The following is a 25,181-nucleotide window of genomic DNA, read 5'->3' on the forward strand; positions in this document are numbered from 1 at the left end:
CTCACATCGTCTCCGGCGCGGACACGCCGAGCAGGCCGAGGCCGTTGGCCAGCACCGTGGTGGTGGCGTCGTTCAGCCACAGGCGGGTGCGGTTCAGCGTCTCGACGGGACGGGGCGTGCCGTCGTCGGTGGGCAGCGGCACGATCCGGCACGCGGCGTACCACGCGTGGTACGCGCCGGCGATCACCTCGAGGTGCCGGGCCACGCGGTGCGGCTCCCGCAGGCGCGCCGCGGACGCGACGACGGCGGGGAACTCCGCCAGCTGGGCCAGGAGCTCGGACTCGGTCTCGTGGGTGAGCAGGGCGCCGTCGAACTCCGTGCGCTCCACGCCGTGGGCCACGGCCGTGCGCGCCGCGCCGCGGGTGCGGGCGTGGGCGTACTGCACGTAGTACACGGGGTTGTCGTTGGTGTTCGAGCGCAGCTTCTCGGGGTCGATCGTGATGGGCGAGTCGGCCGGGTAGCGCGCCAGGTCGTAGCGCAGCGCGTCCTTGCCGAGCCACTCGACGAGGTCCTTGAGCTCGATGATGTTGCCCGCGCGCTTGGAGAGCTTCGCTCCGTTCACCGAGATGAGCTGGCCGATGAGGATCTCGATGTTCTTCGCGGCGTCGTCGCCGGCGGCGGAGGCGATCGCCTTGAGGCGGTTCACGTAGCCGTGGTGGTCGGCGCCGAGCAGGTAGACCTTCTCCTCGAAGCCGCGGTCCCGCTTGTCCAGGTAGTAGGCGGCGTCGGCGGCGAAGTACGTGGGCTCGCCGTTCGCGCGGATGAGCACGCGGTCCTTGTCGTCGCCGAAGTCGGTGGTCTTCAGCCACACGGCGCCCTCGCGGTCCTCGATGTGCCCCTGCTCGCGCAGACGGGCGACGGCGGACTGGATGGCGCCGGACTCGTGGAGGGTCCGCTCCGAGGTGAAGACGTCGAAGTGCACGCCGAACGCGGTGAGGGTGTCCTTGATGTCCTGCATCTGCAGCCGGTAGGCGGTCTCGCGGACCACGGGGCGAGCGGCCTCGTCCGTCAGCTCGCGCACATCCGGGTGCTCGGTGAGGACCGCGTCGGCGAGGTCCTTGACGTAGCCGCCCGGGTAGCCGCCCTCCGGCACGTCGCGGCCGTGGAGGCGCGCGAGGACCGAGTCGGCGAAGACGTTCATCTGGTTGCCGGCGTCGTTGACGTAGTACTCGGCGGTGACCTCCGCGCCCGAGGCGCGCAGCAGGCGGGCGATCGCGTCGCCGAGCGCGGCCCAGCGGGTGTGGCCGATGTGCAGGGGGCCCGTGGGATTGGCGGAGACGAACTCCATGTTCACCACGTGGCCGGTCAGCGCCGTGTTCCGGCCGTAGGACTCGCCGGCCTCGACGATCTGGCGGGCCAGCTCGCCCGCGGCGGCGGCGTCCAGGGTGATGTTCAGGAAGCCCGGGCCGGCGACGTCCACGGAGGCGATGCCCTCGGCGGCGGCGAGGCGCTCGGAGAGCAGGGCGGCGAACTCCCGCGGGGCCATCCCGGCCTTCTTGCCCAGCTGGAGGGCGACGTTGGTGGCCCAGTCGCCGTGCTCGCGGCTGCGGGGTCGCTCCACCTTCACGCGCGCGGGGGTGATCTCCTCCCGCAGCGCGGCGGGGAGGTCACCGGCATCGACGGCGTCGGTGAGGACAGCGGACAGCAGGGCGGAGAGGTCTTCGGGCTTCACCCGGGCAAGTCTAGTTTGGCGGCGGGCGCCGTCCGCGCGGGTGAAGGCGGGAGACCCGCCGGGCCGGCCGGACCCATGGTGTAGTGTTGGGGAGTCCGCCGCGCGATCGACTCAGCCGCGCGTGCGCACCCCCGCCTCCGTAGCTCAGGGGATAGAGCGTCTGCCTCCGGAGCAGAAGGTCGTAGGTTCGAATCCTATCGGGGGCACCAGCCACGGGCGGCCACCACACGGTGGCCGCCCGTCGTCGTCCCCGCCCCGCCGGCATCGTGAGAACCTGGAGCAATGCCCCAGGTCACATCCGCCAGCCCAGTCCCGACCCCGACGTCGGAGCCCGCGTCCGCCCTGCGCCCCACCTCGGCGCTCGGGATCGCGGCCACGTTCATCGGCACCACGATCGGCGCCGGCTACGCCTCCGGCAACGAGATCCTGCAGTACTTCGTGAGCTTCGGGCTCTGGGGCGGAACGGGGGCGCTCATCATCGCGGGCGCCCTCTTCTTCCTGCTCTCGGCCATCGTGCTGCGCCTGGCGCAGACGCTGCGCACCACGGACATCCACCGGCTCGTGAACCCCACGACGTCGCGCATCCCCACGTGGTTCGCGGACCTGTGCATCACCACGTCCCTGCTCGGCACGCTCGTGATCATGCTGGCCGGGGCCGGCGCGGCGGTGCAGACCTCCTTCGGCCTGCCGCACCTCGTGGGGTCCCTGCTCATGGCGGGCGTCTGCGTCGTCACCGTGCTGGCCGGCATCAGCGGACTCGTGAAGGTCCAGGGGATCGTGGTGCCCCTGATCATCGTCGTCGCCGTCGGCGTCGCGTGGTGGGGGCTCGCGCACCCCGCTCCCCCCGTGGCCGACGTCGCCGCGCTGGTGACCTCGTCGCCGCTGATCAACCAGTGGTGGATCTCCGGCATCCTCTACGTGGCGTTCAACGTCCAGCTCGCCTACGCCGTGCTGGCGCCGATCGGCAAGGAGAGCTCCTCGTCCGGCCGCACCCTCGTCGCCGGCGCCGGGCTCGGGGCGATCGGACTCGTGGTCATGGCCGGCGCGATCATGGTCGCGATGAGCGCCCACGCGGACCTCATCGGCCGCGCCGAGCTTCCCATGGTGGAGCTCGCCGCCATGATCGGCGGCTGGGCCGCCCTCCTGTACACGGTCATCCTCCTGCTCGCCCAGTTCACGACGGCGGTCTCCTGCCTGTACGGCGGCGTGGAGCGCCTGAAGATGCTCAGCAGCCTCCAGGCCGTGCCGGGCTGGGCGATCGCCGTCGCGACGGCGATCGCGGCCACCCTGCTCTCGAGCGTCGGCTTCTCCGAGCTCGTGGGCACCGTCTACCCCGTGCTCGGCTACGCGGGCATCGTGATCGTGGTGATGCTCGTCATCACCGGGATCATCGAGCGGACCACGGTCCGCCGCCGGGCGGCGCGGGCCGCCCGCACCTGAGCCTCGCCACGGCGTCGACGCTCAGTCCCGCTCCCGCTCCCACGCCGCGTACCCGCCGGACAGGGAGAGCACCCGGCCGGTCAGCTCGGGTCGGGCGGCGAGGATGAGGTCCCGGGCCTTCGCGGAGCGCACCCCGGCGGCGCAGTGCAGCACCCAGCGTGCCGGCTCGCCGTCCCCCGCGCGCGCCAGAACTGCCGCAGGATCCCGTTCGATCGCCCCGAGCGGCACGTGGACCGAGCCCTCGATGGCGCCGAGCCGGCGCTCCCAGTCCTCGCGCACGTCCACCACCACGACGTCGCCGCCCGGCTCGGCCAGCGCCCGCGCCAGCGCCGCGGCCGAGACCGCCTCCCCCGCCGACGGGGCCGCGCAGCCGACGTCGCCGCGGACGGCCTGGTGCGCGTCCAGCGAGGTCACGGGCGAGCGGTCCGGATCCGGGGCGAGGGCCAGCGTGGTGAACCGCATGGTCAGCGCGTCGACGGTCAGGAGGCGCCCGAGGAGCGTCTCCCCCACGCCGGCCAGGTGCTTGATCGCCTCCGCCGCCATGAGCGTGCCGATGATCCCCGGCAGGACGCCGAGCACCCCCGCCTGCGCACACGTGGGGACATCGCCGGGCTCCGGCGGCTCGGGGAACAGGTCGCGGTAGACGGGGCCGTGGCCGGCATGGAACACGCTCACCTGCCCGGAGAAGCGCAGGATCGCGCCCCACACCACCGGCACGCCGAGGATCTCGCACGCGTCGGCCACGAGGTAGCGGGTGGCGAAGGTGTCCGTCCCGTCGACGACGAGGTCCACCGCGCGGACCAGCTCCAGCGCGTTCTGCGCCGTGAGGCGCTCGCGGTGCTCCACGACGCGCAGCTCGGGGTGCAGCGCGCGCATGCGGGCGGCGGCCGAGGCGGTCTTCGGCCGCCCGAGGACGTCCTCGCCGTGGATGACCTGGCGGTGCAGGTTCGAGCGCTCGACGACGTCGTCGTCGATCACGTGGACCTCCCCCACCCCGGCCGCGGCCAGGTAGGTGAGCACGGGCGCACCGAGGCCGCCGGCTCCCACCACCAGCACGCGGGAGCGCAGCAGCGCGAGCTGGGCCTCGGGGCCGAAGCCCTCGAGGGCGATCTGCCGGGAGAAGCGCTCGAGCTGCGTGTCGGCGAGCTCGTCGAGGCCGTGCGGCGCGCGGCGCTCGCGGGGGTCCGCGGCGCTCACCTCACCACCACCCCGTCCGGTCGTCGCCCTCGCCCACGGGGGCGATCCGCCCGGCCATCGGCGAGGACGCCGTGGCGAGCGGACGCGGCGGGATGCGCCCGGCGTGGGCGGCCTCCCAGCCGGACTCGACCGCGAGCGCGAGCGCCCGGGCCATGCGCGCCGGATGCGCGGCGCGCGTGATGGCGGACGCGGCCAGGACGGCGTCGCACCCGGCCTCCATCGCGAGGACCGCGTCCGAGGCGGTGCCCACGCCGGCGTCGAGGATGATCGGCACGGACGCGCGCTCGCAGATCAGCTCGAGGGAGTGGCGGTTGAGGATGCCCAGGCCGCTGCCGATCGGCGAGCCGAGCGGCATGACGGCGGCCGCGCCCGCCTGCTCGAGGCGCCGCGCGGCCACGGGGTCGTCCGAGGTGTAGGCCAGCACGGTGAAGCCGTCGGCGACGAGCCGCTCGGTGGCCTCGAGGGTCTCGACGACGTCGGGCAGCAAGGTGCTCTCGTCGGCGATCACCTCCACCTTGACCATGTCCGTCTCGAGCGCCTCGCGGGCCAGCTGCGCGGTGAGGACGGCATCGCGCGCCGTGTGGCAGCCCGCCGTGTTGGGGAGAACCGCAATGCCGAGACGGTCCAGCAGCGGGATCACGCCCGAGCCCTCGCCCACGGCGTGGCGGCGCATGGCGACTGTCGTGAGCGTGGTGCCCGAGGCGACCAGGGCGGCCTCGAGCGCGGCGAGGTCCGTGATGCCGCCCGTGCCCATGATGAGGCGCGAGCCGATCTCGCGACCGCCGACGGTGAGGGGCGGGACGACGTCCGGTGCTCCCACGCGCTCAGCCACCCTGCACCGCCGTCACGATCTCGAGACGCGCACCGGCCTCGGGCACGATGGCGTCCCAGCGGGAGCGCGGCACGACGGCCTCGTCCACCGCGACCGCGACGCCGAGCCGACCGCCGTCGGCGGCCGTGCCATCGGGGCGGATCTCGCGGCCGGTCAGCTGCGCGACCACCGCGCGGAGGGAGAGCGGCGCGTCGAACGCTCTCACCTCGCCGTTGACCGTCAGGGTGTGCGGGCTCATGCGGGGACCTCCTGCGTGGGGGCGGGGGACGACTCGGCGGACGGCGCCGAGATGGCGAAGCGGTCGGGGCGGACGAGGTCGAGCAGCCCCTCGTCGTCGGCGGTCCAGGCGGGGCCGGCCCCGCCTGGCCTGCCCGGCTCCCCCGCCGCCCGGCGAACCAGCTCCAGCGCGGCGTGCGCCGACCACGCCGCGAGCAGCACCCCGTGCCGGTGGTGGCCGGTGCAGACGATCACGCGGGGCGCATCCGGCAGCGGGCCGAGGAACGGGGCGTCGTCGGGGCTGCCGGGGCGGGCGCGCGTGGTGACCTCCTCGAGCAGGCAGTCCCGGATGGCGGGCAGGATGCGGGCGGCGTCCTCGAGGAGGTCGAGCACGGCGCCGGCGGGGGTGCCGGCCTCGCGGTCCTCGCGGCTCGTCGCGCCGAGCACGAGCCCGCCGCCCGCGCGCGGGACGAGGTACACGGGCCGTCCGCCCACCAGAGCGCGCACGGTCCGGCTGAGCAGGTGCTCCTCTCCCGGGGCCAGCAGGGACGCCGGCACCCGCAGGCGCAGGATGTCCCCGTGCACGGGGCGCAGCGGCAGGGGCAGGGCGGCGGGGTCGCCCCCGAGCGCGGCGTGGCCGAGCCCCGCGGCCAGCACGGCGACGTCGGCGGTGATCGGCTGCGCGGTCCCGGCACACCCGGCGGCGGTCACCTCCACCTCCTCGCCCACCTGGTGCACCGTCACGGCACGGGCGGGGACCAGGTGCACGCCGTCGTCGGCGGCGAGGCGCGTCAGGGCCGCGGCACGGGCCCGGCGGGGGTCGAGCTGATCGTCGTCGGGGGCGTCGAGGGCGCCGGCGAGGGCGGGTGAGAGGGCCGGCTCGGCGCGGCGCAGCGCCGCGACCGTCACCGGGGCGACGGGACGCGGCAGCCGCAGGGCGGTGCCGGGCTCCGCGGCGGGGGCCTGATCCGCGCCCGCGGCGTCGACGGGCGAGAGCGTCTCGCGCCAGCGCCGCGCGTCGGCAGGCTCGGCGCCCACGAGCCACGCACCCTCCACGCGGTGGCCCGCGGAGGCGCCACCGGCCTCGATCCGGGCGACGAGGTCGCCGGTGAGCGCCCAGGACCGGGCGAGGAGCGCGCCGAGCCCGGACTGCGAGTACTGGGTCTCCCCGAGCGGGGCGAGCATGCCGGCCGCGGCGTGGGTGGCGGCGTCGCCGGCGGCGGGCGCGTCCAGGTCCGGGGCGATCACGGTCACCTCGTGGCCGGCGTCCCGCAGGCGCACGGCCGTCGCGAGGCCGACGATCCCGGCCCCCACCACCACGCAGCGCATGGGCTCCTCCTCACGGCGGCATGATCCGCATCGAGTCTGATGGTCGGCGCGCCCCGCGCGTGCGCGGACTGCGTCCCTCTCAGCCCGCTGTGGCGCGGGCTCCCATGGATGCCGCCCAGCATACGCCGGGTGGGCGGACGTGGCAGGGTGGGCGCATGCCGCACCGCCCCGCCGCCCTCGCCACACGCGCCGAGCGCGCCCGCCGCCTCGCGGGCGCCCGCCTGTACGTCTGCACGGACCTCTCCCGCCACGTCCGCGACGACGGCGCCCTCGACGCCGGCGCGTTCGCCGCCTTCGCGGCCGCGTGCTTCCGCGGCGGCGTGGACGCCCTGCAGGTGCGGGACAAGCGGGTCGAGGTGGGCGTCGAGCTCGAGGCCCTGGCGATCGTGGTGGAGCTGGCGCGCGAGCACGGGGCGCTGTCCGCCGCGAACGACCGGGCCGATGTCGCACTCCTAGCCGGCGTGGACGTGTTCCACGCGGGCCAGGACGACCTGACGAGCACGCAGGCGAGGCGCGTGCTCGGCCCCGAGGTGCTGCTCGGGCGGTCCTGCCGCACCGAGGAGCAGGTGCGCGGGGCCGCGGCCGATCCGGAGCTGGACTACTTCTGCACCGGGCCGGTGTGGGAGACGCCGACCAAGCCCGGCCGGGCCGCCGTGGGGCTCGCTCTGCCGCGGTTCGCGGCGGAGATCACCGCCCCCGGCGGCGAGGCGGCGGGACGTGTGTTCTTCGCGATCGGCGGGATCGACGAGGACCGTGTGCCCGCGGTGCTGGGCACGGGCGCCGAGCGGATCGTGGTGGTGCGGGCCGTGACCGGCGCCGACGATCCGGAGGCGGCGGCGCGGAGTCTGCGTGCGGCGGTCACGGGCTGACGCTGCCGCGCCCGGGTGGGAGCGGCGCGGCAGCGCCGCGTGGACGACCCCCGCCCTCGCCACGGGGTCATCGACCGTGACCATGACGCGGTCGTGCTCCTGCGTCTCGTCGAGGGGGACCTCCAGGAGCGGCCTCGTCGAACTCCCTGGGTCTGCCCATGGTTCGAGGGCAGCCATTCCAGAACGATCAGTCCCGATCGCCCGCCCCCCGGTCCCGATGGCTGTGGTCGAGCGGGCCGTGCCAGCGGTCGGTGCGCCGGCCGACGTCGAGCCGCTCCCCCGCCGCGATGGCCTCCGCGAGCCACGGCTTGGCCGTGCGCAGGGCGTCCTCCCAGGCCGTCCCGCCCGCGGCGAGCACCGCGAGCGCCGAGGAGAGCGTGCAGCCCGTTCCATGCGTCGACCGGGAGGAGACGCGCGCGCCGCGCACCTCGGTGACCCGGCCCTCGGGGCCGATCACGGCGTCCGGGACCCCTTCCGCGAGGTCCGCGGCATGCCGGAGGTGGCCGCCCTTCAGGACGACCGTCACGCCGTGCTCCGCGGCGAGGCCGCGGGCCAGCTCCAGGGCGTCCACCCACCGCGCGGGGACGTCCGCGCCGGTCAACGCCGCGAGTTCGGGCAGGTTGGGCGTGACGACGTCCACCGCTGCGAGCAGCGGCGCCCACCCGGCGGGCACGGCGGCGTCGGAGAGCGCGTCCCCCGAGCTCGCCACCATCACGGGATCCAGCACGACGCGCGGGGGCCGGACCCGCTCGAGCCAGTCGCGGACGGCATCCCGGAGCTCGGGCGAGCCGAGCATGCCGATCTTCACGGCGTCGAGCCCAATGTCCGCGGCGACCGAGTCCAGCTGGGCGCGGACGACGTCGACGGGCAGCGGATGCACCGCCTGCACGCCCTGCGTGTTCTGCGCCGTGACGGCCGTGATCGCGGTGAGCCCATAGCCGCCCCACGCCGCGATGGTCTTGAGGTCGGCCTGGATGCCGGCGCCGCCGCCGGAGTCGGAGCCGGCGATGGACAGGACGCGGGGCACGGACCGGCAGTCGGGGGCGCTCATGCGGCCCAGGGTGCCACGTCCGGCGCCCCCGCCGTGCGGTTCGACACACGCGGCCCGGATGGTCTAGCGTCCGTGGCATCCCCACGGGGGCCCCTGGCATGGGGCTGAGATCGGACTGACGCCGTCCGACCACCGTCTGAACCTGTCCGGGTCATGCCGGCGAAGGAAGAAGGAGACACGGCCATGGCCGTTTCCGAGCGCACCGCTCCGCCCACCACCCCTGCCCCCGCCGAGGCCGCCGCGTCCGAGTCCGCCGAGGCCGGCGCCGCCGTCGTCGCGGAGGAGAACTACCCCACGCACCGCCTGGGCTTCCTCGAGGACCCCGAGCACGGCATCCGCGTGCCGGTGACCCGCGTGCACCAGGACGACTCCCCCGACGGCACCCCGAACGAGCCGCTCACCGTGTACCGCACCATGGGCCCGGGCGCCGACCCCACCCGCGGCCTTCCGCCCCTGCGCGCGGAGTGGATCCGCACGCGCGGCGACGTCGAGGAGTACGCGGGCCGCGAGCGCGACCTGCTCGACGACGGCCGCTCGGCCGTGCGCCGCGGCGCCTCCACCCAGGAGTGGCAGGGAGAGAAGCGCGCACCCCTGCGCTCGGCCGAGGGCCGGCGCGTGACCCAGATGCACTACGCCCGCCGCGGGGAGATCACTCCGGAGATGCGCTTCGTGGCGCTGCGCGAGGGCCTGGACGTCGAGCTGGTCCGCTCCGAGGTGGCCGCCGGGCGCGCCATCATCCCCGCGAACGTGAACCACCCCGAGGCCGAGCCGATGATCATCGGCAGGGCGTTCGCCGTGAAGGTCAACGCGAACATCGGCAACTCTGCGGTCACCAGCTCGATCGCCGAGGAGGTCTCCAAGCTCGAGTGGGCCACCCGCTGGGGCGCGGACACCGTCATGGACCTCTCCACGGGCGACGACATCCACACCACCCGCGAGTGGATCCTGCGCAACTCCCCCGTGCCGATCGGCACCGTGCCGATCTACCAGGCCCTCGAGAAGGTCGGCGGCGACCATCAGGCGCTGACCTGGGACGTCTTCCGGGACACCGTGATCGAGCAGTGCGAGCAGGGCGTGGACTACATGACGATCCACGCGGGCGTGCTGCTGCGCCACGTGCCGCTCTCCGCGGACCGCGTCACGGGGATCGTCTCCCGCGGCGGGTCGATCATGGCCGGCTGGTGCCTGGGGCACCACAAGGAGAACTTCCTCTACGAGCACTACGACGAGCTCTGCGAGATCTTCGCGCGCTACGACGTGTCCTTCTCCCTCGGCGACGGCCTGCGCCCCGGCTCCGTGGCGGACGCCAACGACGCCGCCCAGTTCGCCGAGCTGGACACGCTCGCCGAGCTGACGCGGCGCGCCTGGGAGCACGACGTCCAGGTCATGGTGGAGGGCCCCGGGCACATCCCGCTGCACCTCGTGCGCGAGAACGTGGAGCGCCAGCAGGAGCTGTGCCAGGGCGCCCCGTTCTACACGCTCGGCCCGCTCGTCACGGACATCGCCCCGGCGTACGACCACATCACCTCGGCCATCGGCGCCACGGAGATCGCCCGCTACGGCACGGCGATGCTCTGCTACGTCACGCCCAAGGAGCACCTGGGCCTGCCGAACCGCGACGACGTGAAGACGGGCGTGATCACCTACAAGATCGCGGCGCACGCCGCCGACGTCGCCAAGGGACACCCGGGCGCCCGCGACCGCGACGACGCCCTCTCCAAGGCCCGCTTCGAGTTCCGCTGGCGCGATCAGTTCGGCCTGGGCCTGGATCCGCAGCTCGCCGAGGAGTACCACGACGAGACGCTGCCCGCCGAGCCGGCCAAGACCGCGCACTTCTGCTCGATGTGCGGGCCGAAGTTCTGCTCGATGCGCATCAGCCAGGACATCCGCTCCGAGTTCGGCACGGCCTCGGACCAGGCGCGGATCGCGGAGGCGGGCATGGCCGCGAAGTCCGCGGAGTTCCGGGCCGCCGGTGGGTCCGTGTACCTGCCCGAGCCGAGCCTGCGCCGGCCCGAGGGGGACGGGGTGCTCGCGAGGGACTGAGCGGTCCGTGCCGCGACGCGGGGGCCAGGGTGCCGGCCATGAGCACCTCCCCCCGCGCGCGGTGCGAACCTGCCCGCGATCGCGGCGGCCACCGGCTACCCCTGGGCGGAATGGAGGCGCGTCCGCCGGCCGACGGGAAGCCCGCGAAGGCCGCAGTCACCGCCACGCAGTCCAAGGTCGCTTCCCCCGAGGAGACGGCCGCCTGGAGGGGGCTCTGGAAGGACCTGCTGGGGCGACTGTGACCAGCCTTGAGGGGCCAGCAGGAAGGGTGCGAGTGAGCTCTTGACACACACACACTTCTTAGCGTTCGGTTCGACACCTGTGCTGTGTGTCACATTCGCCCGCGAGGGCCCTGTGGAGGGAATCCGCCATGGACAAAGTCGCTCTTTCATTCACGGCGCCGAGAACTCGCATGACCGACAGCCTGAACCGTGCACCCGTGGGGGCCGTCGGCATTCCGGCCGACCGCATCGTGGAGGTTGAGGTGACGTGACCGCCCATTCAATCCTGACGCGTCCTCCCAGACGCCGCCCGTGACACGGTTGTTCGCCTCGCGGTTCCTCCTTCTCCTGATCGCGCTCGGAACAGCAGCGCTCCTCGCGTCCTACGTCGGGGTGGAGAAGGAGGAACGCTGGCACCTGGACGGCACGGTGTACGAGATCTCGGCATTCCCCGCTGCCGAGGCCTGGCTCATGATCCGGACGTCGCTGACGGGACCGGACTCCGGTTCTGCGGCCACGTCCACGAGCCCCCACGTGACTGCCCTCGCCGGCCGGCCTGCCCTGGACGTGCTCCCGGATGGCGTCGCCCCGACCGCGGTCGTCCCCAGCACCTCCCCCTTTGCCGCACGTGCCGCTGCGGGCGAGCTGAGCTGGCCGGACGTCGATCGGGTCGTCGTCCGAGACCTCTCCTCCGCGCCGGATCGCGCCACCGAAGCAGACCTCCTGGTCCCGTTCCTCTCCACCGACAGTTCGTCCCTTGCCGGCGTGATCGGCGGATCACCGGCCCAGGTCGACGAGCTCGTCCAATCGCTGCGGCGGGCCGGTGTCGTCGTCGACGTCGTCCCGCTCCCGCCGCCGTGGGAGGCAGCGATGCGACGCAGTGTCCACGTGCCCCTGCTCGCCGTGATCGCCGGCTTCGCCCTGCTGGGCGCACAGGTCGTCTGGCGCACGACCCTGCGCAGTCGACTGCTCCCTGCCGTCACCTCGCACCGCCTCGTCGGTGCCTCCCCGCTGCGAGCGGCCCGGCTCGGTGTCCGGCCCGCCATGCTCGCCTGGGCGACCGCCGCCGCGAGTGCCGGCGGAGTCTGGCTCGTGGCATGGCCCCGGTGGGACGCGGAGATCGGGCTCACGGGGGACACCGCTCTCCTCTGGTCCGCCGTGCTCATCGTGGACGCCATCCTCATCCTCGGCACGACCCTGTCCACCCTCTGGGTCCGAAGGGCACACGCATGATGGCAGCCATGCGGGCCGTTGCGGACGGCCTCCGCGACCTGTTCGACACGCCCGGACTGCTGTTCCTGTCCCTGCTGCACACGACCGTGGCGTCGGTCGTGTTCGGACTGGCCCTGGGCGTCGCCGGCGGGGTGACCACGGCGCTCGAGGTGCTCGAGGACGCCGAGTCGTCGGGCCTGGTGACAGCCAGGATTCTGGACCCCGCCGTCACGACCGACCTCCGCCCCCGCGCCGTCGACACCGTCTCCCGGGCGTTCGCCGCCCATGTCGACGGAGTCGACCCCCGTGCCTTTCTCGTGACGGACGCCATCGGAATCGAGGACCCCCGGCTGCAGGGGGCGGTCATCGCCACGCCTGGTCTGGCCCGGGAGTTCGGCGCTGCCGCTGCCGTCAGTCCCGCCGAGGGTGTGTACTTCGCTCCCGCCGCGATCACCTCCGGGGGGGGCCGGGCGGCACCGTGTATGTGGGGTCCACACCCCACAGCTATGCCGGCCCACTCCCCGCGGACGCGGCCGCGCCGCGGGCCGACGGATCCCTCTGGCCCCTGGGTGAGTCGCCCGTCATCGTCACCAGCACGACGACCATGGCCGGCCTGATCGAACCGGCCCAGCTCACGGCGGTCTACGGTTCCGTCGTGGCACGCCAGGACGCGGCCTCCGAGGTGAGAGCGGCACTCGACGTCCTCGAGGACGAGACGGGCGTGGTCGCCGAGTTGGCCCCGATCGCCTCGGCCAGGTCTCCGATCGCCCGAGAAGCCCGCGCTGCCGCGCTCATGGTCACCGCCTACACCGCCGGGCTCGCCAGCGCCGTCGTGACGGTGGTGAGCCTCCTGACGACCATGACCCGTCGGCTCACGCCCACGTGGCTGGCGCACCTGACGGTCGGGGCGCCCAGACGACTGATCCGGCTCCGGATCGCCACATCCGTGGCCGCGGTGTGGGGCATTCCGGCCGTGCTCGGATCGTTGCTCGGCCTCGGCATCGCCTCGGAAGCGGGCGAACTGCGGCCGGCACCTGCCGTCGTCGTGGTCGGGCTGGCGCTCGTCCTGGCGATCGCCGCCGCATGCACCCGCCATCCCCTCCGCCAGCTGCACCGGGCCGTCCGCACGGCGGCACTCGTCGAAAGGACCGTGTGATGTCCCTGCTCACCGTGCACGACGTGCACCGTTCCTACCGCGGCCCTGCCGGGGATGTCCCCGTGCTCCGCGGCGTCTCACTCCAGGTCCCCGAGGGCGGCGTCCACGCGATCATGGGACCCTCCGGGTCCGGCAAGTCCACCCTGCTGCGGCTCCTCGCCTGCCTCGACACACCGGACGCCGGGAGCATCCGTGTGGCCGGGCGGAGCCTGCCGGCACCGTGGTCGTCCGACGGCGACGCCTACCGGAACCGGACGTGCGGCATCGTGCTCCAGGACCATCTGCTCATCGATCGGGCGACCGCCGTGGACAACGCGGCGTTGCCGCTGCTCTACGCGCGGCCGCGCACCTCGAAGCGCGTGCGCCGCACCATGGCCGCCGAGCTTCTGACGTGCCTCGGGCTCGGAGACCGTCTCCGGCACCCCGTCGGCCGGCTCTCCGGTGGCGAGCGCCAGCGCGTGGCCATCGCCCGGGCCGTGATCATGGGGCCCTCCCTGCTGCTCGCCGACGAGCCGACGGGCGCTTTGGACGAGGAGCGCACCGACGAGGTGATGGGGCTCTTCCGCTCCATGTCCCAGCCGGGGCGGGCGATCGTGATCGTCACGCACGACCCCGCCGTAGCGGCCCGGTGCGACCACACGTGGCGGCTGCGGGCCGGGCGCCTCGAGTGACGAGGTCCGGCCGTGCCTCCTGCACAGGTGTCCGCAGACGGCGTGGCGTCCCCGGGCGTCGCGTTCCGGCTCCGGATGTCCGGAGCCGCTCCTAGGCTCAGGTGCATGAGCGCGCACCACGCCGACGACGGCCTCCTCACCCTCGCCGAGGATCCACCGGCCGACGGGCGACAGGCACCGCCGAGTGGCGTCGTCGTGGGTGGGGATGGGCGAGCCCGCCCGCCGTGGGCGGCACGGGATCCGCTGCTGCGGGAGTACTACGACACGGAGTGGGGCCTGCCCGTCACGGACGAGCAGGGCCTGTTCGAGCGCCTCGTGCTCGAGGCGTTCCAGTCGGGCCTGAGCTGGCGGACCGTCCTGGCCACGCGGCCGCGGTTCCGGGAGGTGTTCGCGGGCTTCGACCCGGACGCCGTCGCGGCGTTCGGGGACGCGGAGGTCGAGGCGCTGCTGGCGGACCCCGGCATCATCCGGAACCGGCGCAAGATCGAGGCCGCGGTCGCGAACGCGCGGGCCGTCGTGGGCATGCGCGGCGAGCGGTTCGCCCCGCTGAACCCGGGCTCCCCCGGTGCGGGCCCCGCCTGGCACGGCGACGGCGACCGGCCGGCCCGCGGTCTGCCGGGGCTGGTCTGGGCTCACCAGCCTGCCGCGACCCCATGGCCGGAGACGGTGGCGCAGGTCCCCTCGGCCTCGGACGAGTCGCGCGCGCTCGCGAAGGCGCTGAAGGCGCACGGCTGCCGATTCGTGGGGCCGACCACGTGCTTCGCCCTGATGGAGGCCGCCGGGGTCGTGGACACCCACCTTCTCGGCTCGTGGCGAAGAGGGGCATCCGGGATCTGGGAGTGAGCGGGGGCCTCCGGCAGGATGGGGAACTCAACGCAGGACGTCCACACGAAAGGGTGACGACTGATGACCACCACCTCCGCCTCTCAGGGCTACCGCACGATCAACCCGGCCACCGGGGAGCTGCTGAAGTCCTTCGACAACGCCACGGATCAGCAGATCGCCGACGCCCTCGACGCCTCGCAGGCCGCCTACGAGCAGTGGTCCCAGAAGTCGGTGGCGGAGCGCGCCGCCGTCGTGAAGCGGATCTCCGAGCTGCTGGCCGAGCGCTCCAAGGACATCGCCGCGCTGATCACCACGGAGATGGGCAAGTCCCTCGGCGCTGCAGTCGGCGAGGTGCGCTACGGCGCCCAGATCTTCGGGTACTACGCGGACGAGGCCGAGGAGCTGCTCGCGGACCAGCCGATCAAGCAGTTCTCCGGGCAGGAGGCGTTCGTCCAGAGGCTGCCGATCGGCCCGCTGCTGGGGATCATGCCGTGGAACTTCCCGGTGTACCAGGTGGCCCGTTTCGTGGCGCCGAACCTCGTGCTAGGCAACACCATCCTGCTCAAGCACTCCGAGATCAACCCGCAGGTGGCGCAGCTGCTGCAAGAGCTCTTCACCGAGGCCGGCCTGCCGGAGGGCGTGTACCAGAACGTGTTCGCCACCCACGACCAGATCTCCACGATCATCGCCGATCCGCGCGTGCAGGGCGTGTCCCTCACCGGTTCGGAGCGGGCCGGCGCCTCCGTCGCCGAGCAGGCCGGCCGGCACCTCAAGAAGGTCGTCCTCGAGCTCGGCGGCTCCGATCCGTACATCGTGCTCTCCGCGCCGGACGCCCGCGCGGCCGCCCGCGACGCGCTGGCCACCCGGATGGGCAACTGGGGCCAGGCCTGCAACTCGAACAAGCGCATGATCGTCATGGAGGACCTCTACGACGACTTCGTGGACGAGCTGGTCCAGCGCTCCTCAGCGATGAAGCCCGGCGACCCGACCTCGCGTGAGGCCGACGTCTACGGTCCGCTGTCCTCCGAGTCCGCGGCCGACGGGCTCACCGAGCAGATCGCCGCGGCCAAGGAGGCCGGCGCCACCGTCCACGTGGGCGGCGAGCGCGTCTCCGGTCCCGAGGGCGAGGGCTTCTACGTCTCCCCGGCCGTGATCACGGACGTGGACCAGGAGAACCCCGCCTACACGCAGGAGCTGTTCGGCATGGCCGCCGTGGTCTACAAGGTGTCCTCGGCCGAGGAGGCCGTGGCCCTGGCCAACGATTCCCAGTACGGCCTCGGCGGCGCCGTCTTCTCCACGGACCTGGACGAGGCCAAGCGCGTGGCTGGCCAGCTCGAGGTGGGCATGGCGAACGTGAACCTCGCCTCCGCCGCCGGCGCGAACCTGCCCTTCGGCGGCGTGAAGCGCTCGGGCTTCGGCCGCGAGCTCGGCCCCATGGCCGTGGACGAGTTCGCCAACAAGCGCCTGTACGCGGTGCAGGGCCCCCTGGAGGGCTGACCCCGGGCCGGGTCGGCCGGACGGGTCCCCCGCTCCGGCCGCCCCGTCGGCCGCCTGAGACACGCAGAGTGGTCACGACACGCCGTCACCGGACTCCGGTGGCGGCGTGTCGTGACCACTCTGTTCGTCGGGGCCTGCTCGTCGGCCCCTCAAGCCGCGCAACGGGACGGTCGCCAGAAGGGCGGTGGCCGGCGCTGTCCAGGGCCGGCTCGAGGTGGTCGAGCACGGCCCTCGGCGGAACGGTCAGCGAGAGGTCAGGCGGTCGGCGCGGCGGTGGAGCCGGCCGGGCCGCTGTTCGCCACGGCCGGACCGGAGCCGGTGACCGGCTCGCGGCCCTGCACGATGTCGATCGCGCCGGTGAACTCACGCTCGATGTGCGCCTGGACGTGGCGCGAGCGCTGGGTGAACAGCGAGACGAGGACGCCCGCGATCAGCGCGGCCACGAAGCCGGGCAGGAGCTCGTAGAGGCCGAACCAGCTCCACGTGTCCGCGGAGGCCTCGGACCAGGACCACGCCACGGCGGCGCCGACGACCATGGCGGCCATCGCGCCCCACGAGGTGAACTTCTCCCAGTACAGGGCGAGCAGGATCACGGGGCCGAACGCGGCGCCGAAGCCGGCCCACGCGAAGGACACGAGGTCGAGCACGGAGGAGTCCGGGTTCAGCGCGAGCAGGCCGGCGATCAGGGCGATCACGAGCACACCGAGGCGGCCCATCCACAGCAGCGTCTTCGGGGAGGCGGTGCGCCCGCCCACCTTGAACAGGTCCTCCACGAGAGCGGAGGAGCACACCACGAGCTGCGAGGACAGGGTGGACATGACGGCGGCGAGCACGGCCGCCAGCACGAGGCCCGCGATGAACGGGTGGAACATGATGGAGGAGAGCACGAGGAACACGGTCTCCGGGTCGGCGAGCGTGGTGCCCGGGTTGGCCTGGAAGTACGCGATGCCCACGAGCGCGGTGAGGACGGCGCCGAACACGGAGAGCGTCATCCACGTGATGCCCACGCGCCGGGCGACGGTCGCATCCTGGGCGGTGCGCAGCGCCATGAAGCGCACGATGATGTGCGGCTGGCCGAAGTAGCCGAGGCCCCACGCGAGCGAGGAGAGGACGCCGATCAGTGTCGCGTTGGCGAACAGCGAGAAGTGGTCCACGGGGTCACCGGCCGCCGCCGAGGCGGCATCGGCGGCACGCAGGCCCTCCACGACGGCGTCCCAGCCGCCCATGGAGATGATCACGACGATCGGCACGATCACCAGCGCGAGGAACATGAGGATGCCCTGGGCCACGTCGGTCAGGGATGCGCCCAGGAAGCCGCCGAAGAGGGTGTACAGCACGGTGATGCCGGCCACCACGATCATGCCGGTGAGGTAGTTGATGCTGATGCCCTCGGCGTAGAGCGAGTCCGGCCCGAAGGTCGACTCGATGAACTTGCCGCCGGCCACCATGCCGGAGGACACGTAGAACGTGAAGAAGACGAGGATGATGAGGCCGGCCACGATGCGCAGGATGTGCGTGCGGTCCTTGAAGCGGTTCTCCAGGAAGGAGGGGATCGTCACGGAGTTTCCGGAGACCTCGGTGTAGGAGCGCAGGCGCGGGGCCACGACCTTCCAGTTCACCCAGGCGCCGACGACGAGGCCGACGGCCATCCAGCCCTCGACGAGGCCGGCGGCATAGATGGCGCCGGGCAGGCCCATGAGCAGCCAGCCGGACATGTCCGAGGCGCCGGCGGAGAGAGCGGCCACCGAGGGCTTCATGTTTCGCCCGGCCAGGAGGTAATCGTCCAGGTCGGAGTTCTGTTTCGAGGCGTACAGGCCGATTGCCACCATGGCGGCGAAGTACAAGCCGATTGCCAATAACAAATAGATCGTGTTCATGTCCATTATTCCAGAGTTCCACAGATCGTCCCTGAACCCCAGCCGAAAGTCCGTGTGACAGAATGCCCGGCTCACGGCGATGACGAGGCCCACACCCGCCGGGACGTCATCCCTCCGCGGCGAACACCCCGCGCGGCGCCGACCGGCCTCCGTAGACTGGTCCGGCCATGACCGACTCCTCACGCCCCGGGACCCCCGACGCCGCCCCCACCGCGCCCGTCGACGCCCCCGGCAGCACCCCCACCTCCCCCGCCCCGCGCGAGCTCTCCTTCCCCGAGCACCTGCCGGTGGCGGAGCGCCGCGCGGAGATCATGGCGGCCATCCGCGACCACCAGGTGGTGATCGTCGCGGGCGAGACCGGCTCCGGCAAGACGACCCAGCTGCCCAAGATGTGCCTGGCCCTGGGCCTCGGGGACGCCGGGACGATCGGCCACACCCAGCCCCGCCGCCTCGCCGCCCGCTCGGTGGCCGAGCGCATCGCCGAGGAGATCGGCGAGCCGATCGGCCAGACGGTCGGCTACCAGGTGCGCTTCACGGCGCAGACCTCCAAGCAGACCCGGGTCAAGGTCATGACGGACGGCATCCTGCTGGCCGAGATCCCCCACGATCCGCTCCTGAAGCGCTATTCGGTGATCATCATCGATGAGGCGCACGAGCGCAGCCTCAACATCGACTTCCTCCTGGGCTACCTCCGGCAGCTGCTGCCGCAGCGCCCGGACCTGAAGGTGATCATCACCTCGGCCACGATCGACCCCGAGTCGTTCGCGCGCCACTTCGGCCGACCCGCCACGGACGCCGAGCGCGCCGAGCGCGTGGCGGACGGGGTGCCGGAGGAGGAGGCCGGCGTCGTCCCCGCCCCGGTCATCGAGGTCTCGGGCCGCACGTTCCCGGTCGAGATCCGCTACCGGCCGCTCACCGACGAGCCCTCCCCCGACGATCCCGACGACGACGCCGACGACGCCGCGGAGACGCGTGACCCCCTCGACGCGATCGGCGATGCCGTCCTCGAGCTGGCCGCGGAGCCGGCCGGGGACATCCTCGTGTTCCTGCCCGGCGAGCGGGAGATCCGCGACGCCGCGGACCACCTAGCCGGCGTCGTCGCGGGCTCGAAGCGCCTCGCCGGGACAGAGATCCTGCCCCTGTTCGGCCGCCTCTCGATGGCAGAGCAGCACCGCGTGTTCGGCCGCGCGGCGTCCGGGGTGCGCCGGCGGATCGTGCTGGCCACCAACGTCGCCGAGACCTCGCTGACGGTGCCGGGCATCAAGTACGTGATCGACACGGGCACGGCCCGCATCTCCCGCTACTCGAACCGCACGAAGGTGCAGCGTCTGCCGATCGAGCGCGTGTCCCAGGCGAGCGCCAACCAGCGCTCGGGGCGCTCGGGCCGCACGAGCGACGGCATCGCGATCCGCCTGTACTCGCAGGAGGACTTCCTCTCCCGCCCCGAGTTCACCGACCCGGAGATCCTGCGCACCTCGCTGGCCTCCGTCATCCTCCAGATGATGTCCCTCGGCGTCGCGCGGACGCCCGCGGACGTGAAGGACTTCCCCTTCCTCCAGCCCCCGGACGGCCGCCAGGTCACCGACGGCGCCACCGCGCTCACCGAACTCGGCGCGCTCGCCGCCAAGGCGGGGACCATCACGCCGATCGGACGCCGGCTGGCCCGCCTGCCCGTGGACCCGCGCCTGGGCCGCATGATCCTGGAGTCGGGCGAGCGCGGCTGCGTGCGGGAGGTCATGGTGATCGCCGCCGCGCTCACCATCCAGGACCCCCGGGAGCGCCCCACCGAGCAGCGCGAGGCGGCGGACGAGATGCACCGCCGGTTCGCGGACGAGAACTCGGACTTCTCCGCGATCCTCCGTCTGTGGGCCTACCTGCGAGAGCAGCAGAAGGAGCTCTCCGGCTCGCAGTTCCGCAAGATGTGCCGCCGCGAGCACCTGAACTGGCTGCGCGTGCACGAGTGGCAGGACCTCGTCCAGCAGCTGCGCCAGATCGCCAAGGACGTGGGCGTCACGGTCCAGGCCGGTCCCGTGGACCCGGTGGGCCAGCACGAGGCCGTGCACAAGTCGCTGCTGACGGGCCTGCTCTCGCAGATCGGCTCCTACGACGAGCGCCGCCGCGAGTACGCGGGCGCGCGCGGCACCCGGTTCGCCGTGTTCCCCGGCTCCGCACTGTTCAAGAAGCGCCACCCGTTCGTCATGGCGGCCGAGCTCGTGGAGACCTCCCGCCTGTGGGCGCGCTCCGTCGCCCGGATCGAGCCGGAGTGGGCCGAGGAGGTGGCGGGCGACCTGGTGAAGCGCACCTACAACGAGCCGCACTGGTCGCGCCGCGCGGGCTCCGTCGTCGCGCAGGAGAAGGTCACGCTCTTCGGCGTCACCCTCGTGCCGGACCGCTCCGTGCGCTTCGGTCGCATCGACCCGGGGCTCTCCCGCGAGCTCTTCATCCGCCACGCCCTCGTGGAGGGCGACTGGCGCACACGCCACCACTTCTTCGCCCGCAACCGCCGCGCCCTCGAGGAGGTCGAGGCCCTCGAGACGCGCCTGCGCCGCCGCGACCTGCGCGTGGGCGACGAGGACCTCTTCGCCTTCTACGACGCGCGGGTCCCCGCGAACGTCGTCTCCGAGCGCCACTTCGACGCGTGGTGGAAGAAGGCACGCCAGGAGCAGCCGGGCCTGCTCGACCTCGACGTGGACGCCCTCCTCACGCAGGACGCCGCGGACCTCGACACGGACGCGTTCCCCACGACCTTCCGCTATCCGCTGCCCGGCGGCGACGTGGACCTCGACCTCGAGTACACGTTCGACCCCACGGGCGCCTCCGGCACGGACGGCGTCACGGTGGCCGTTCCGGTCCTCCTCCTGAACCAGGTGGCCCCGAGCCCGTTCGCGTGGCTCGTGCCCGGTCTGCGCGTGGAGCTCGTCACGGCGCTCATCAAGGCCCTCCCCAAGGCCGTGCGCAGGAACCTCGTGCCCGCCCCGGACGTGGCCCGGCAGCTCGTGGCCGACCTCGCAGAGCACGCGGACCCGCTCACGGACGACCTGCCCGCGGCGCTCTCGGCCGCCGTGCGCCGGGTCCGCGGGATCGTGGTGGAGCCGGAGCTCTGGGCGCCCGACGCGGTGCCCCCGCACCTGCGGATGGACTACCGCGTGGTGGACGCCCGCGGCGCCGTCATGGGCGCCGGCCAGGACCTCCCCGCCCTCCAGTCTCGCCTCGCCCAGGCGAACCGCTCGGCCATCGCGGCCCGCCTGGCCGGCACGGACGACCCCGCGAACGCGCGCCCGGGACCCCGCCAGGACGGCCGGGGCTCGGATCGTGGGGGCGCCGACGGTCGCGACGGCGGCCGGGGACGCCGTGGGCAGGGGAAGGACCGTCAGGGTGCCGAGTCCTCCGCCCAGGCGGCGGGTCACGGGGACGGTGGGCCGTCGTCGTCCGCGCCCGACGCCGGCCGTGCCGCCCCCGCGTTCGCGGAGCGCCATGGACTGACCACGTGGAGCGTGGGCACCGTTCCCCGCAAGATCACCACGGAGGCGGGCGGCCGCGGCCCCGCGATCACGGGCTACCCCGCACTCGTCCCCGAGACGACGCCGGAGGGCCGCCCCGCGGCGGGGCTCACCGTGGCCCGCTCGGCCGAGGACCAGGCCGCGTGGCACCGCGCCGGCGTGATCCGGCTCCTGCTGGCCGCCCTTCCCAGCCCGCAGCGCTACGTGCTGGACCACCTCGACAACCGGGAGAAGCTCGCGTTCACGCAGAACCCGCACGGCTCGGTGGACTCGCTCGTGGCGGACTGCACGCAGGCCGCTGTGGACCGGCTCGTCGGCCCGGAGCTCCCGTTCAGCGAGGCCGAGTTCCGGGCGCTGTTCGACCGGGTCCGCGCCGACCTCATCGACACCGTGTTCGCGGTCACGAAGCTCGTGGAGCAGGTGCTCTCCCGCGCCGCGGAGGTGCGCCGCCGGCTCAAGGGCTCCGTCTCCCTCGCGACGGCGCCGGCGAAGTCGGACGTCAAGGCCCACCTCGAGCAGCTCGTGTTCCCCGGCTTCGCGGCCACCACGGGGTGGGAGCAGCTGCAGCACCTGCCCCGCTACGTGCAGGGCATGCTGACGCGCCTGGACCGCCTCGACGCCGGCGGGCACCTGCAGCGCGACGGCCAGGCCATGGCGGTGGTCCAGCGCCTCGAGGACGACTTCGACGCCGCCGTGGCCGCGCACCGCGCCCGCTTCGCCGGCACTCCCGTGCCGGCGGAGCTCGAGCGCGTGCGCTGGCTCATCGAGGAGCTGCGCGTCTCCTTCTTCGCCCAGGAGCTGGGCACGGCCGTGTCCGTCTCGGAGAAGCGGGTGCGCCAGGCACTGGCCGCCGCCGCCCGGGCCTGAGGCCCGGGCGGCACCGGCGGCGTCAGTCCTGCGGGACGGCGGCGGAGTTGCCGGCTGAGCGCAGTCCGTCGCGGATGCGCCGCGCGGCCTCCTCGAGGTCCTTCGGCTCGGGCGAGTTGTCCACGCGGGCCATGTCGTAGTCGTCCATGGAGTTGGACGGCCACACGTGCACGTGCAGGTGCGGGATCTCGTAGCCGGCCACCATCAGGCCGGCGCGCTGCGCACCGAACGCATCCACCTGCGCGCGGCCGATCCGCTGTGCGACCTGCATGAGGTGGGCGAGGAGCCCGGGGTCGGCGTCGACCCACTGGTCCACCTCCTCGCGGGGCACCACGAGCGTGTGCCCCTGGGCCAGGGGGCCCGCCGAGAGGAAGGCGACGCACTGCTCGTCCTGCCAGACGAAGCGGGCGGGGAGCTCTCCGGCGATGATGCGGGTGAAGACGCTGGTCATGGGGTGTCCTTCCGATCTGCGGGGTGGGCGGGCGCACGGCCCGCCGAGGGTCCGCCCTCAGTGTCCGTCAGGAGAGGCCCCCACGGCCACCGGCCGGGCCGGATCGTGGACCCATGAGGACCAGGAGCCGGGGAAGAGCGCCGCCCCGGGATGGCCCGCCACGGTCATCGCGAGGACCTGATGGGCGGCCGTGACGCCGGATCCGCAGTAGACGGCCACCCGGACGTCGTCCCGCACCCCGGCCGCCGCGAAGCGCGCCGCGAGCTGCTCGGGCGGCAGGAGGCGACCGTCGGGTCGGAGGTTCTGCGCGGTCGGCAGACTGCGGGCGCCGGGGATGTGGTCGGCCACCGGGTCGAGGGGCTCGACCTCTCCGCGATACCGTTCGGCCGCGCGGGCGTCGAGGAGCAGGCCGTGCTCGGCGATCTCCTCGGCGCCGGCGGCGTCCACCACGGGCATGCGGCCCCACTGGATGGTCGCCGAGCCCGGCGTGGGGATCACCTCGCCCGACTGCAGCGGCAGTCCGGCCTCTCGCCACGCGTCCAGCCCGCCGTCGAGCAGCAGCACGTCGGGCAGCCCCCCGTGGCGCAGCAGCCACCAGGCGCGCGCGGCGGCGAGGCCGCCGATGTCGTCGTACACGACCACGGTGTCGCCGTCGTCGATCCCCCACATGCGCACCGTCTCCGCGAAGTCCGCCGGATCCGGCAGCGGGTGACGGCCCTCCAGGGTCCCGGGCGGGCCGGCGAGCCGGCTCGGCAGGGCCACGTAGACGGCGCCGGGCAGGTGGCCGTGGAGATAGCCCTCATGGTCGGTCGCACCGCTGCCGAGCTCGTAGCGGATGTCGAGGAGCACGAGGCGCCGCGGTGCGGGGGCGTCGGCCTGCACGTAGGCGGGGACGGCCGGGACCGGCTCCGCCTCCAGCGCGGGGGCCAGTCGGAGCCAGCCGGCCAGCACGTCCACCGTGACGACGGACGCCGCGGAGGCGGGGCGGATCGGGGCCGGGGCGTCGGAGGGAAGGGTGTGCACCCGCACACCATACGTGACGGTCCGTAACGCTCACCGCGAGGCGGACGCCCCGCGACGCGCCCCGTGTGCCCGGGGCACCACGCCGGATCCGGCCCCGCTGATAGCCTGGGACGAGTGCCCAGGAGCCGGTCATCGGCTCCGCGAAGCCCCCCGGGACCGTTCGGATCCGGCCGCGGAAGGAGGACCGTCAGCGTGACCAGCACCGCTCCCGACCCCCGCGCCGGACGCGTGCGCGCCACCCGCCAGAAGGCGGCTGTGGACCGTGCCCTGGACGAGCTCGAGGACTTCGTCAGTGCCCAGGAGCTCCACGCCCACCTCAAGGACGCCGGCGAGCGCGTCTCCCTCGCCACCGTGTACCGCACGCTGCAGCAGCAGCTCGAGGACGGCACCGTGGACGTCCTCCGGCGCGAGGACGGCGAGTCCGTGTACCGCCGGTGCGCCGCGCAGGGCCATCACCACCACCTCGTGTGCCGCTCGTGCGGGGCCACCGTGGAGCTCACGGCCCCGCCCGTCGAGCGGTGGGCGGCCGCCGTCGCCGCCGTGCACGGGTTCACGGCCACGGACCACACCGTGGAGATCACCGGCCTCTGCGCCGCGTGCACGGCGGCCGCGGCGAGCTGAGCCCCTGGGCGCCTAGAGCGCGTCTGAATATGCCAAGCTGACGTACTGGCTGCCCCTGTCACTGTGGTGCACCAGGCCCTGCCGGCCACGGCTGGCTCCCGTGCTCACGAGGGCGTGCTCGAGGGCGAGCAACGGCAGCCCCGCGGTGTGAAGGTTGCCCGAGACCGCCCATCCCACGATGCGCCGGGAGTAGACGTCGGTGATGAAAGCGACGTAGCAGAACCCGCCCAGGATCCTGACGTAGGTGATGTCAGCGACCCACAGCTGGTTCGGCCGCTGGGCGGTGAAGCAGCGCTCCACGAGGTCAGGACGAGCATCCGGCTCGCCTGCCGGCCTCGTGGTGATCGGCGTGCGGCCGCGCCGAACCCCTTCCACGCTGGCGAGCTTCATCAGCCGGGCGACCTGGTCACGGCCGATCTCCCACCCGGCGCGGCGCATCGCATGGTGCATCTTCCGGACGCCGTAGAGGCTGTAGTTCTCCGCGTGGATCCGGCGGAGTTCCTCCACGAGGATCTCGTCCCGCAGCGTTCTCGAAGACCTGGGGCGTGTCTTCGCGGCGCGGTAGCCCACGTCGAGGTGATGAGCCCACACTCTGTCGCACGCAGGGTGCG

The 25,181-nt window shown here is 73.5% G+C and carries 22 protein-coding genes, 1 tRNA gene and 2 riboswitches; of the genes, 13 read left to right on the forward strand and 10 right to left on the reverse strand.

The annotated features are described in order from the left end of the window. Position 1: 1 nt before the first annotated feature. Positions 2-1,672 (reverse strand): arginine--tRNA ligase, encoded by a 1,671-nt coding sequence (argS, locus tag NJC10_RS06490; RefSeq protein WP_319075355.1) that lies wholly within the window; start codon positions 1,670-1,672, stop codon positions 2-4. A gap of 133 nt (positions 1,673-1,805) precedes the next feature. Between argS and NJC10_RS06495 the strand changes: the two genes are divergently transcribed. Both NJC10_RS06495 and NJC10_RS06500 read left to right on the forward strand, forming a co-directional pair. Continuing rightward, positions 1,806-1,881: transfer RNA gene (locus NJC10_RS06495), tRNA-Arg, on the forward strand. A gap of 73 nt (positions 1,882-1,954) precedes the next feature. Continuing rightward, complete coding sequence (locus tag NJC10_RS06500) at positions 1,955-3,112, forward strand: hypothetical protein (protein ID WP_319075356.1); 1,158 nt, start codon at positions 1,955-1,957, stop codon at positions 3,110-3,112. Between the two features lie 21 nt (positions 3,113-3,133). Here NJC10_RS06500 and moeB read toward each other — a convergent pair whose 3' ends face one another. From moeB to NJC10_RS06520, 4 genes are read right to left on the reverse strand one after another with little or no spacing between them, the layout of a single operon-like run. Beyond that, a complete protein-coding gene (moeB, locus tag NJC10_RS06505; protein ID WP_319075357.1) occupies positions 3,134-4,309 on the reverse strand; it encodes a molybdopterin-synthase adenylyltransferase MoeB in 1,176 nt (391 codons plus the stop codon). Position 4,310: 1 nt separating this feature from the next. Next, complete coding sequence (locus NJC10_RS06510; protein ID WP_319075358.1) at positions 4,311-5,129, reverse strand: thiazole synthase; 819 nt, start codon at positions 5,127-5,129, stop codon at positions 4,311-4,313. A 4-nt stretch (positions 5,130-5,133) separates the two neighbouring features. Then, on the reverse strand, positions 5,134-5,379 hold the full coding sequence (thiS, locus tag NJC10_RS06515; RefSeq protein WP_319075359.1) for a sulfur carrier protein ThiS: 246 nt from the start codon (positions 5,377-5,379) through the stop codon (positions 5,134-5,136). Next, complete coding sequence (locus NJC10_RS06520) at positions 5,376-6,686, reverse strand: FAD-dependent oxidoreductase (RefSeq protein WP_319075361.1); 1,311 nt, start codon at positions 6,684-6,686, stop codon at positions 5,376-5,378. The genes thiS and NJC10_RS06520 overlap by 4 nt, the downstream gene beginning before the upstream one ends. Positions 6,687-6,690: 4 nt before the next feature. Then, positions 6,691-6,795: riboswitch (TPP riboswitch) on the reverse strand. A gap of 46 nt (positions 6,796-6,841) precedes the next feature. Between NJC10_RS06520 and NJC10_RS06525 the strand changes: the two genes are divergently transcribed. Then, positions 6,842-7,555, forward strand: coding sequence for a thiamine phosphate synthase (locus NJC10_RS06525; RefSeq protein WP_319075362.1), 714 nt, complete (start codon positions 6,842-6,844; stop codon positions 7,553-7,555). 187 nt (positions 7,556-7,742) lie between these two features. Here NJC10_RS06525 and thiD read toward each other — a convergent pair whose 3' ends face one another. Then, the gene (gene thiD, locus NJC10_RS06530) at positions 7,743-8,606 is read right to left on the reverse strand and encodes a bifunctional hydroxymethylpyrimidine kinase/phosphomethylpyrimidine kinase (RefSeq protein ID WP_319075364.1); all 864 of its coding nucleotides are present in this window, start codon (positions 8,604-8,606) and stop codon (positions 7,743-7,745) included. 73 nt (positions 8,607-8,679) lie between these two features. After that, positions 8,680-8,791: riboswitch (TPP riboswitch) on the forward strand. Here thiD and thiC point away from each other — a divergent pair. From thiC to NJC10_RS06570, 8 genes are all read left to right on the forward strand, one after another. Beyond that, positions 8,790-10,649: a phosphomethylpyrimidine synthase ThiC gene (thiC, locus tag NJC10_RS06535; RefSeq protein ID WP_319075365.1), complete on the forward strand. Its 1,860-nt coding sequence runs from the start codon at positions 8,790-8,792 to the stop codon at positions 10,647-10,649. (Overlaps the previous riboswitch by 2 nt.) A 38-nt stretch (positions 10,650-10,687) precedes the next feature. Next, positions 10,688-10,891 carry a hypothetical protein gene (locus NJC10_RS06540; RefSeq protein ID WP_319075366.1) on the forward strand — a complete coding sequence of 68 codons (204 nt, stop codon included), beginning with the start codon at positions 10,688-10,690 and terminating at the stop codon, positions 10,889-10,891. Positions 10,892-11,182: 291 nt separating this feature from the next. After that, on the forward strand, positions 11,183-12,103 hold the full coding sequence (locus NJC10_RS06545) for a hypothetical protein (RefSeq protein WP_319075367.1): 921 nt from the start codon (positions 11,183-11,185) through the stop codon (positions 12,101-12,103). An 8-nt stretch (positions 12,104-12,111) separates the two neighbouring features. Continuing rightward, complete coding sequence (locus tag NJC10_RS06550) at positions 12,112-12,699, forward strand: hypothetical protein (protein ID WP_319075369.1); 588 nt, start codon at positions 12,112-12,114, stop codon at positions 12,697-12,699. After that, a complete protein-coding gene (locus tag NJC10_RS06555; RefSeq protein ID WP_319075370.1) occupies positions 12,687-13,238 on the forward strand; it encodes a hypothetical protein in 552 nt (183 codons plus the stop codon). The genes NJC10_RS06550 and NJC10_RS06555 overlap by 13 nt, the downstream gene beginning before the upstream one ends. Further along, complete coding sequence (locus tag NJC10_RS06560) at positions 13,238-13,909, forward strand: ABC transporter ATP-binding protein (protein WP_319075371.1); 672 nt, start codon at positions 13,238-13,240, stop codon at positions 13,907-13,909. Before NJC10_RS06555 ends, NJC10_RS06560 begins: the two co-directional genes overlap by 1 nt. 105 nt (positions 13,910-14,014) lie before the next feature. Continuing rightward, a complete protein-coding gene (locus NJC10_RS06565; protein WP_319075373.1) occupies positions 14,015-14,752 on the forward strand; it encodes a DNA-3-methyladenine glycosylase I in 738 nt (245 codons plus the stop codon). A 63-nt stretch (positions 14,753-14,815) separates the two neighbouring features. Next, complete coding sequence (locus NJC10_RS06570) at positions 14,816-16,231, forward strand: NAD-dependent succinate-semialdehyde dehydrogenase (protein WP_319075375.1); 1,416 nt, start codon at positions 14,816-14,818, stop codon at positions 16,229-16,231. A gap of 254 nt (positions 16,232-16,485) precedes the next feature. Here the strand turns inward: NJC10_RS06570 and putP are convergent, their stop codons facing one another. Next, positions 16,486-18,114, reverse strand: coding sequence for a sodium/proline symporter PutP (putP, locus tag NJC10_RS06575; protein ID WP_319075376.1), 1,629 nt, complete (start codon positions 18,112-18,114; stop codon positions 16,486-16,488). 161 nt (positions 18,115-18,275) lie between these two features. Here putP and hrpA point away from each other — a divergent pair, with 161 nt between their 5' ends. Beyond that, positions 18,276-22,475 carry an ATP-dependent RNA helicase HrpA gene (hrpA, locus tag NJC10_RS06580; protein ID WP_319075378.1) on the forward strand — a complete coding sequence of 1,400 codons (4,200 nt, stop codon included), beginning with the start codon at positions 18,276-18,278 and terminating at the stop codon, positions 22,473-22,475. Between the two features lie 22 nt (positions 22,476-22,497). On the opposite strand, the gene NJC10_RS06585 is transcribed toward hrpA, so the two are convergent. Beyond that, positions 22,498-22,926: an HIT family protein gene (locus NJC10_RS06585; protein ID WP_319075379.1), complete on the reverse strand. Its 429-nt coding sequence runs from the start codon at positions 22,924-22,926 to the stop codon at positions 22,498-22,500. Between the two features lie 57 nt (positions 22,927-22,983). Then, positions 22,984-23,949, reverse strand: a complete 966-nt coding sequence (locus tag NJC10_RS06590) for a sulfurtransferase (RefSeq protein WP_319075380.1) — start codon at positions 23,947-23,949, stop codon at positions 22,984-22,986. Positions 23,950-24,141: 192 nt separating this feature from the next. Between NJC10_RS06590 and NJC10_RS06595 the strand changes: the two genes are divergently transcribed. Further along, complete coding sequence (locus tag NJC10_RS06595; RefSeq protein ID WP_248115189.1) at positions 24,142-24,570, forward strand: Fur family transcriptional regulator; 429 nt, start codon at positions 24,142-24,144, stop codon at positions 24,568-24,570. A gap of 12 nt (positions 24,571-24,582) precedes the next feature. On the opposite strand, the gene NJC10_RS06600 is transcribed toward NJC10_RS06595, so the two are convergent. Beyond that, positions 24,583-25,161 (reverse strand): IS3 family transposase, encoded by a 579-nt coding sequence (locus NJC10_RS06600; protein ID WP_319075382.1) that lies wholly within the window; start codon positions 25,159-25,161, stop codon positions 24,583-24,585. Positions 25,162-25,181 lie beyond the last annotated feature (20 nt).

The sequence above is a fragment of the Micrococcus sp. M4NT genome (genome assembly GCF_033790745.1).
In the GTDB taxonomy this organism is placed as follows: Bacteria; Actinomycetota; Actinomycetes; order Actinomycetales; family Micrococcaceae; genus Micrococcus.

What these genes read in the sequence shown, in the direction of transcription:
- NJC10_RS06500 (WP_319075356.1), top strand. Translation starts at nt 1,955, where the DNA reads ATGCCCCAGGTCACATCCGCCAGCCCAGTCCCGACCCCGACGTCGGAG.
- thiS (WP_319075359.1), bottom strand. Translation starts at nt 5,379, where the DNA reads ATGAGCCCGCACACCCTGACGGTCAACGGCGAGGTGAGAGCGTTCGAC.
- NJC10_RS06520 (WP_319075361.1), bottom strand. Translation starts at nt 6,686, where the DNA reads ATGCGCTGCGTGGTGGTGGGGGCCGGGATCGTCGGCCTCGCGACGGCC.
- NJC10_RS06525 (WP_319075362.1), top strand. Translation starts at nt 6,842, where the DNA reads ATGCCGCACCGCCCCGCCGCCCTCGCCACACGCGCCGAGCGCGCCCGC.
- thiD (WP_319075364.1), bottom strand. Translation starts at nt 8,606, where the DNA reads ATGAGCGCCCCCGACTGCCGGTCCGTGCCCCGCGTCCTGTCCATCGCC.
- thiC (WP_319075365.1), top strand. Translation starts at nt 8,790, where the DNA reads ATGGCCGTTTCCGAGCGCACCGCTCCGCCCACCACCCCTGCCCCCGCC.
- NJC10_RS06540 (WP_319075366.1), top strand. Translation starts at nt 10,688, where the DNA reads ATGAGCACCTCCCCCCGCGCGCGGTGCGAACCTGCCCGCGATCGCGGC.
- NJC10_RS06550 (WP_319075369.1), top strand. Translation starts at nt 12,112, where the DNA reads ATGCGGGCCGTTGCGGACGGCCTCCGCGACCTGTTCGACACGCCCGGA.
- NJC10_RS06555 (WP_319075370.1), top strand. Translation starts at nt 12,687, where the DNA reads ATGGCCGGCCTGATCGAACCGGCCCAGCTCACGGCGGTCTACGGTTCC.
- NJC10_RS06560 (WP_319075371.1), top strand. Translation starts at nt 13,238, where the DNA reads ATGTCCCTGCTCACCGTGCACGACGTGCACCGTTCCTACCGCGGCCCT.
- NJC10_RS06565 (WP_319075373.1), top strand. Translation starts at nt 14,015, where the DNA reads ATGAGCGCGCACCACGCCGACGACGGCCTCCTCACCCTCGCCGAGGAT.
- NJC10_RS06570 (WP_319075375.1), top strand. Translation starts at nt 14,816, where the DNA reads ATGACCACCACCTCCGCCTCTCAGGGCTACCGCACGATCAACCCGGCC.
- putP (WP_319075376.1), bottom strand. Translation starts at nt 18,114, where the DNA reads ATGGACATGAACACGATCTATTTGTTATTGGCAATCGGCTTGTACTTC.
- hrpA (WP_319075378.1), top strand. Translation starts at nt 18,276, where the DNA reads ATGACCGACTCCTCACGCCCCGGGACCCCCGACGCCGCCCCCACCGCG.
- NJC10_RS06585 (WP_319075379.1), bottom strand. Translation starts at nt 22,926, where the DNA reads ATGACCAGCGTCTTCACCCGCATCATCGCCGGAGAGCTCCCCGCCCGC.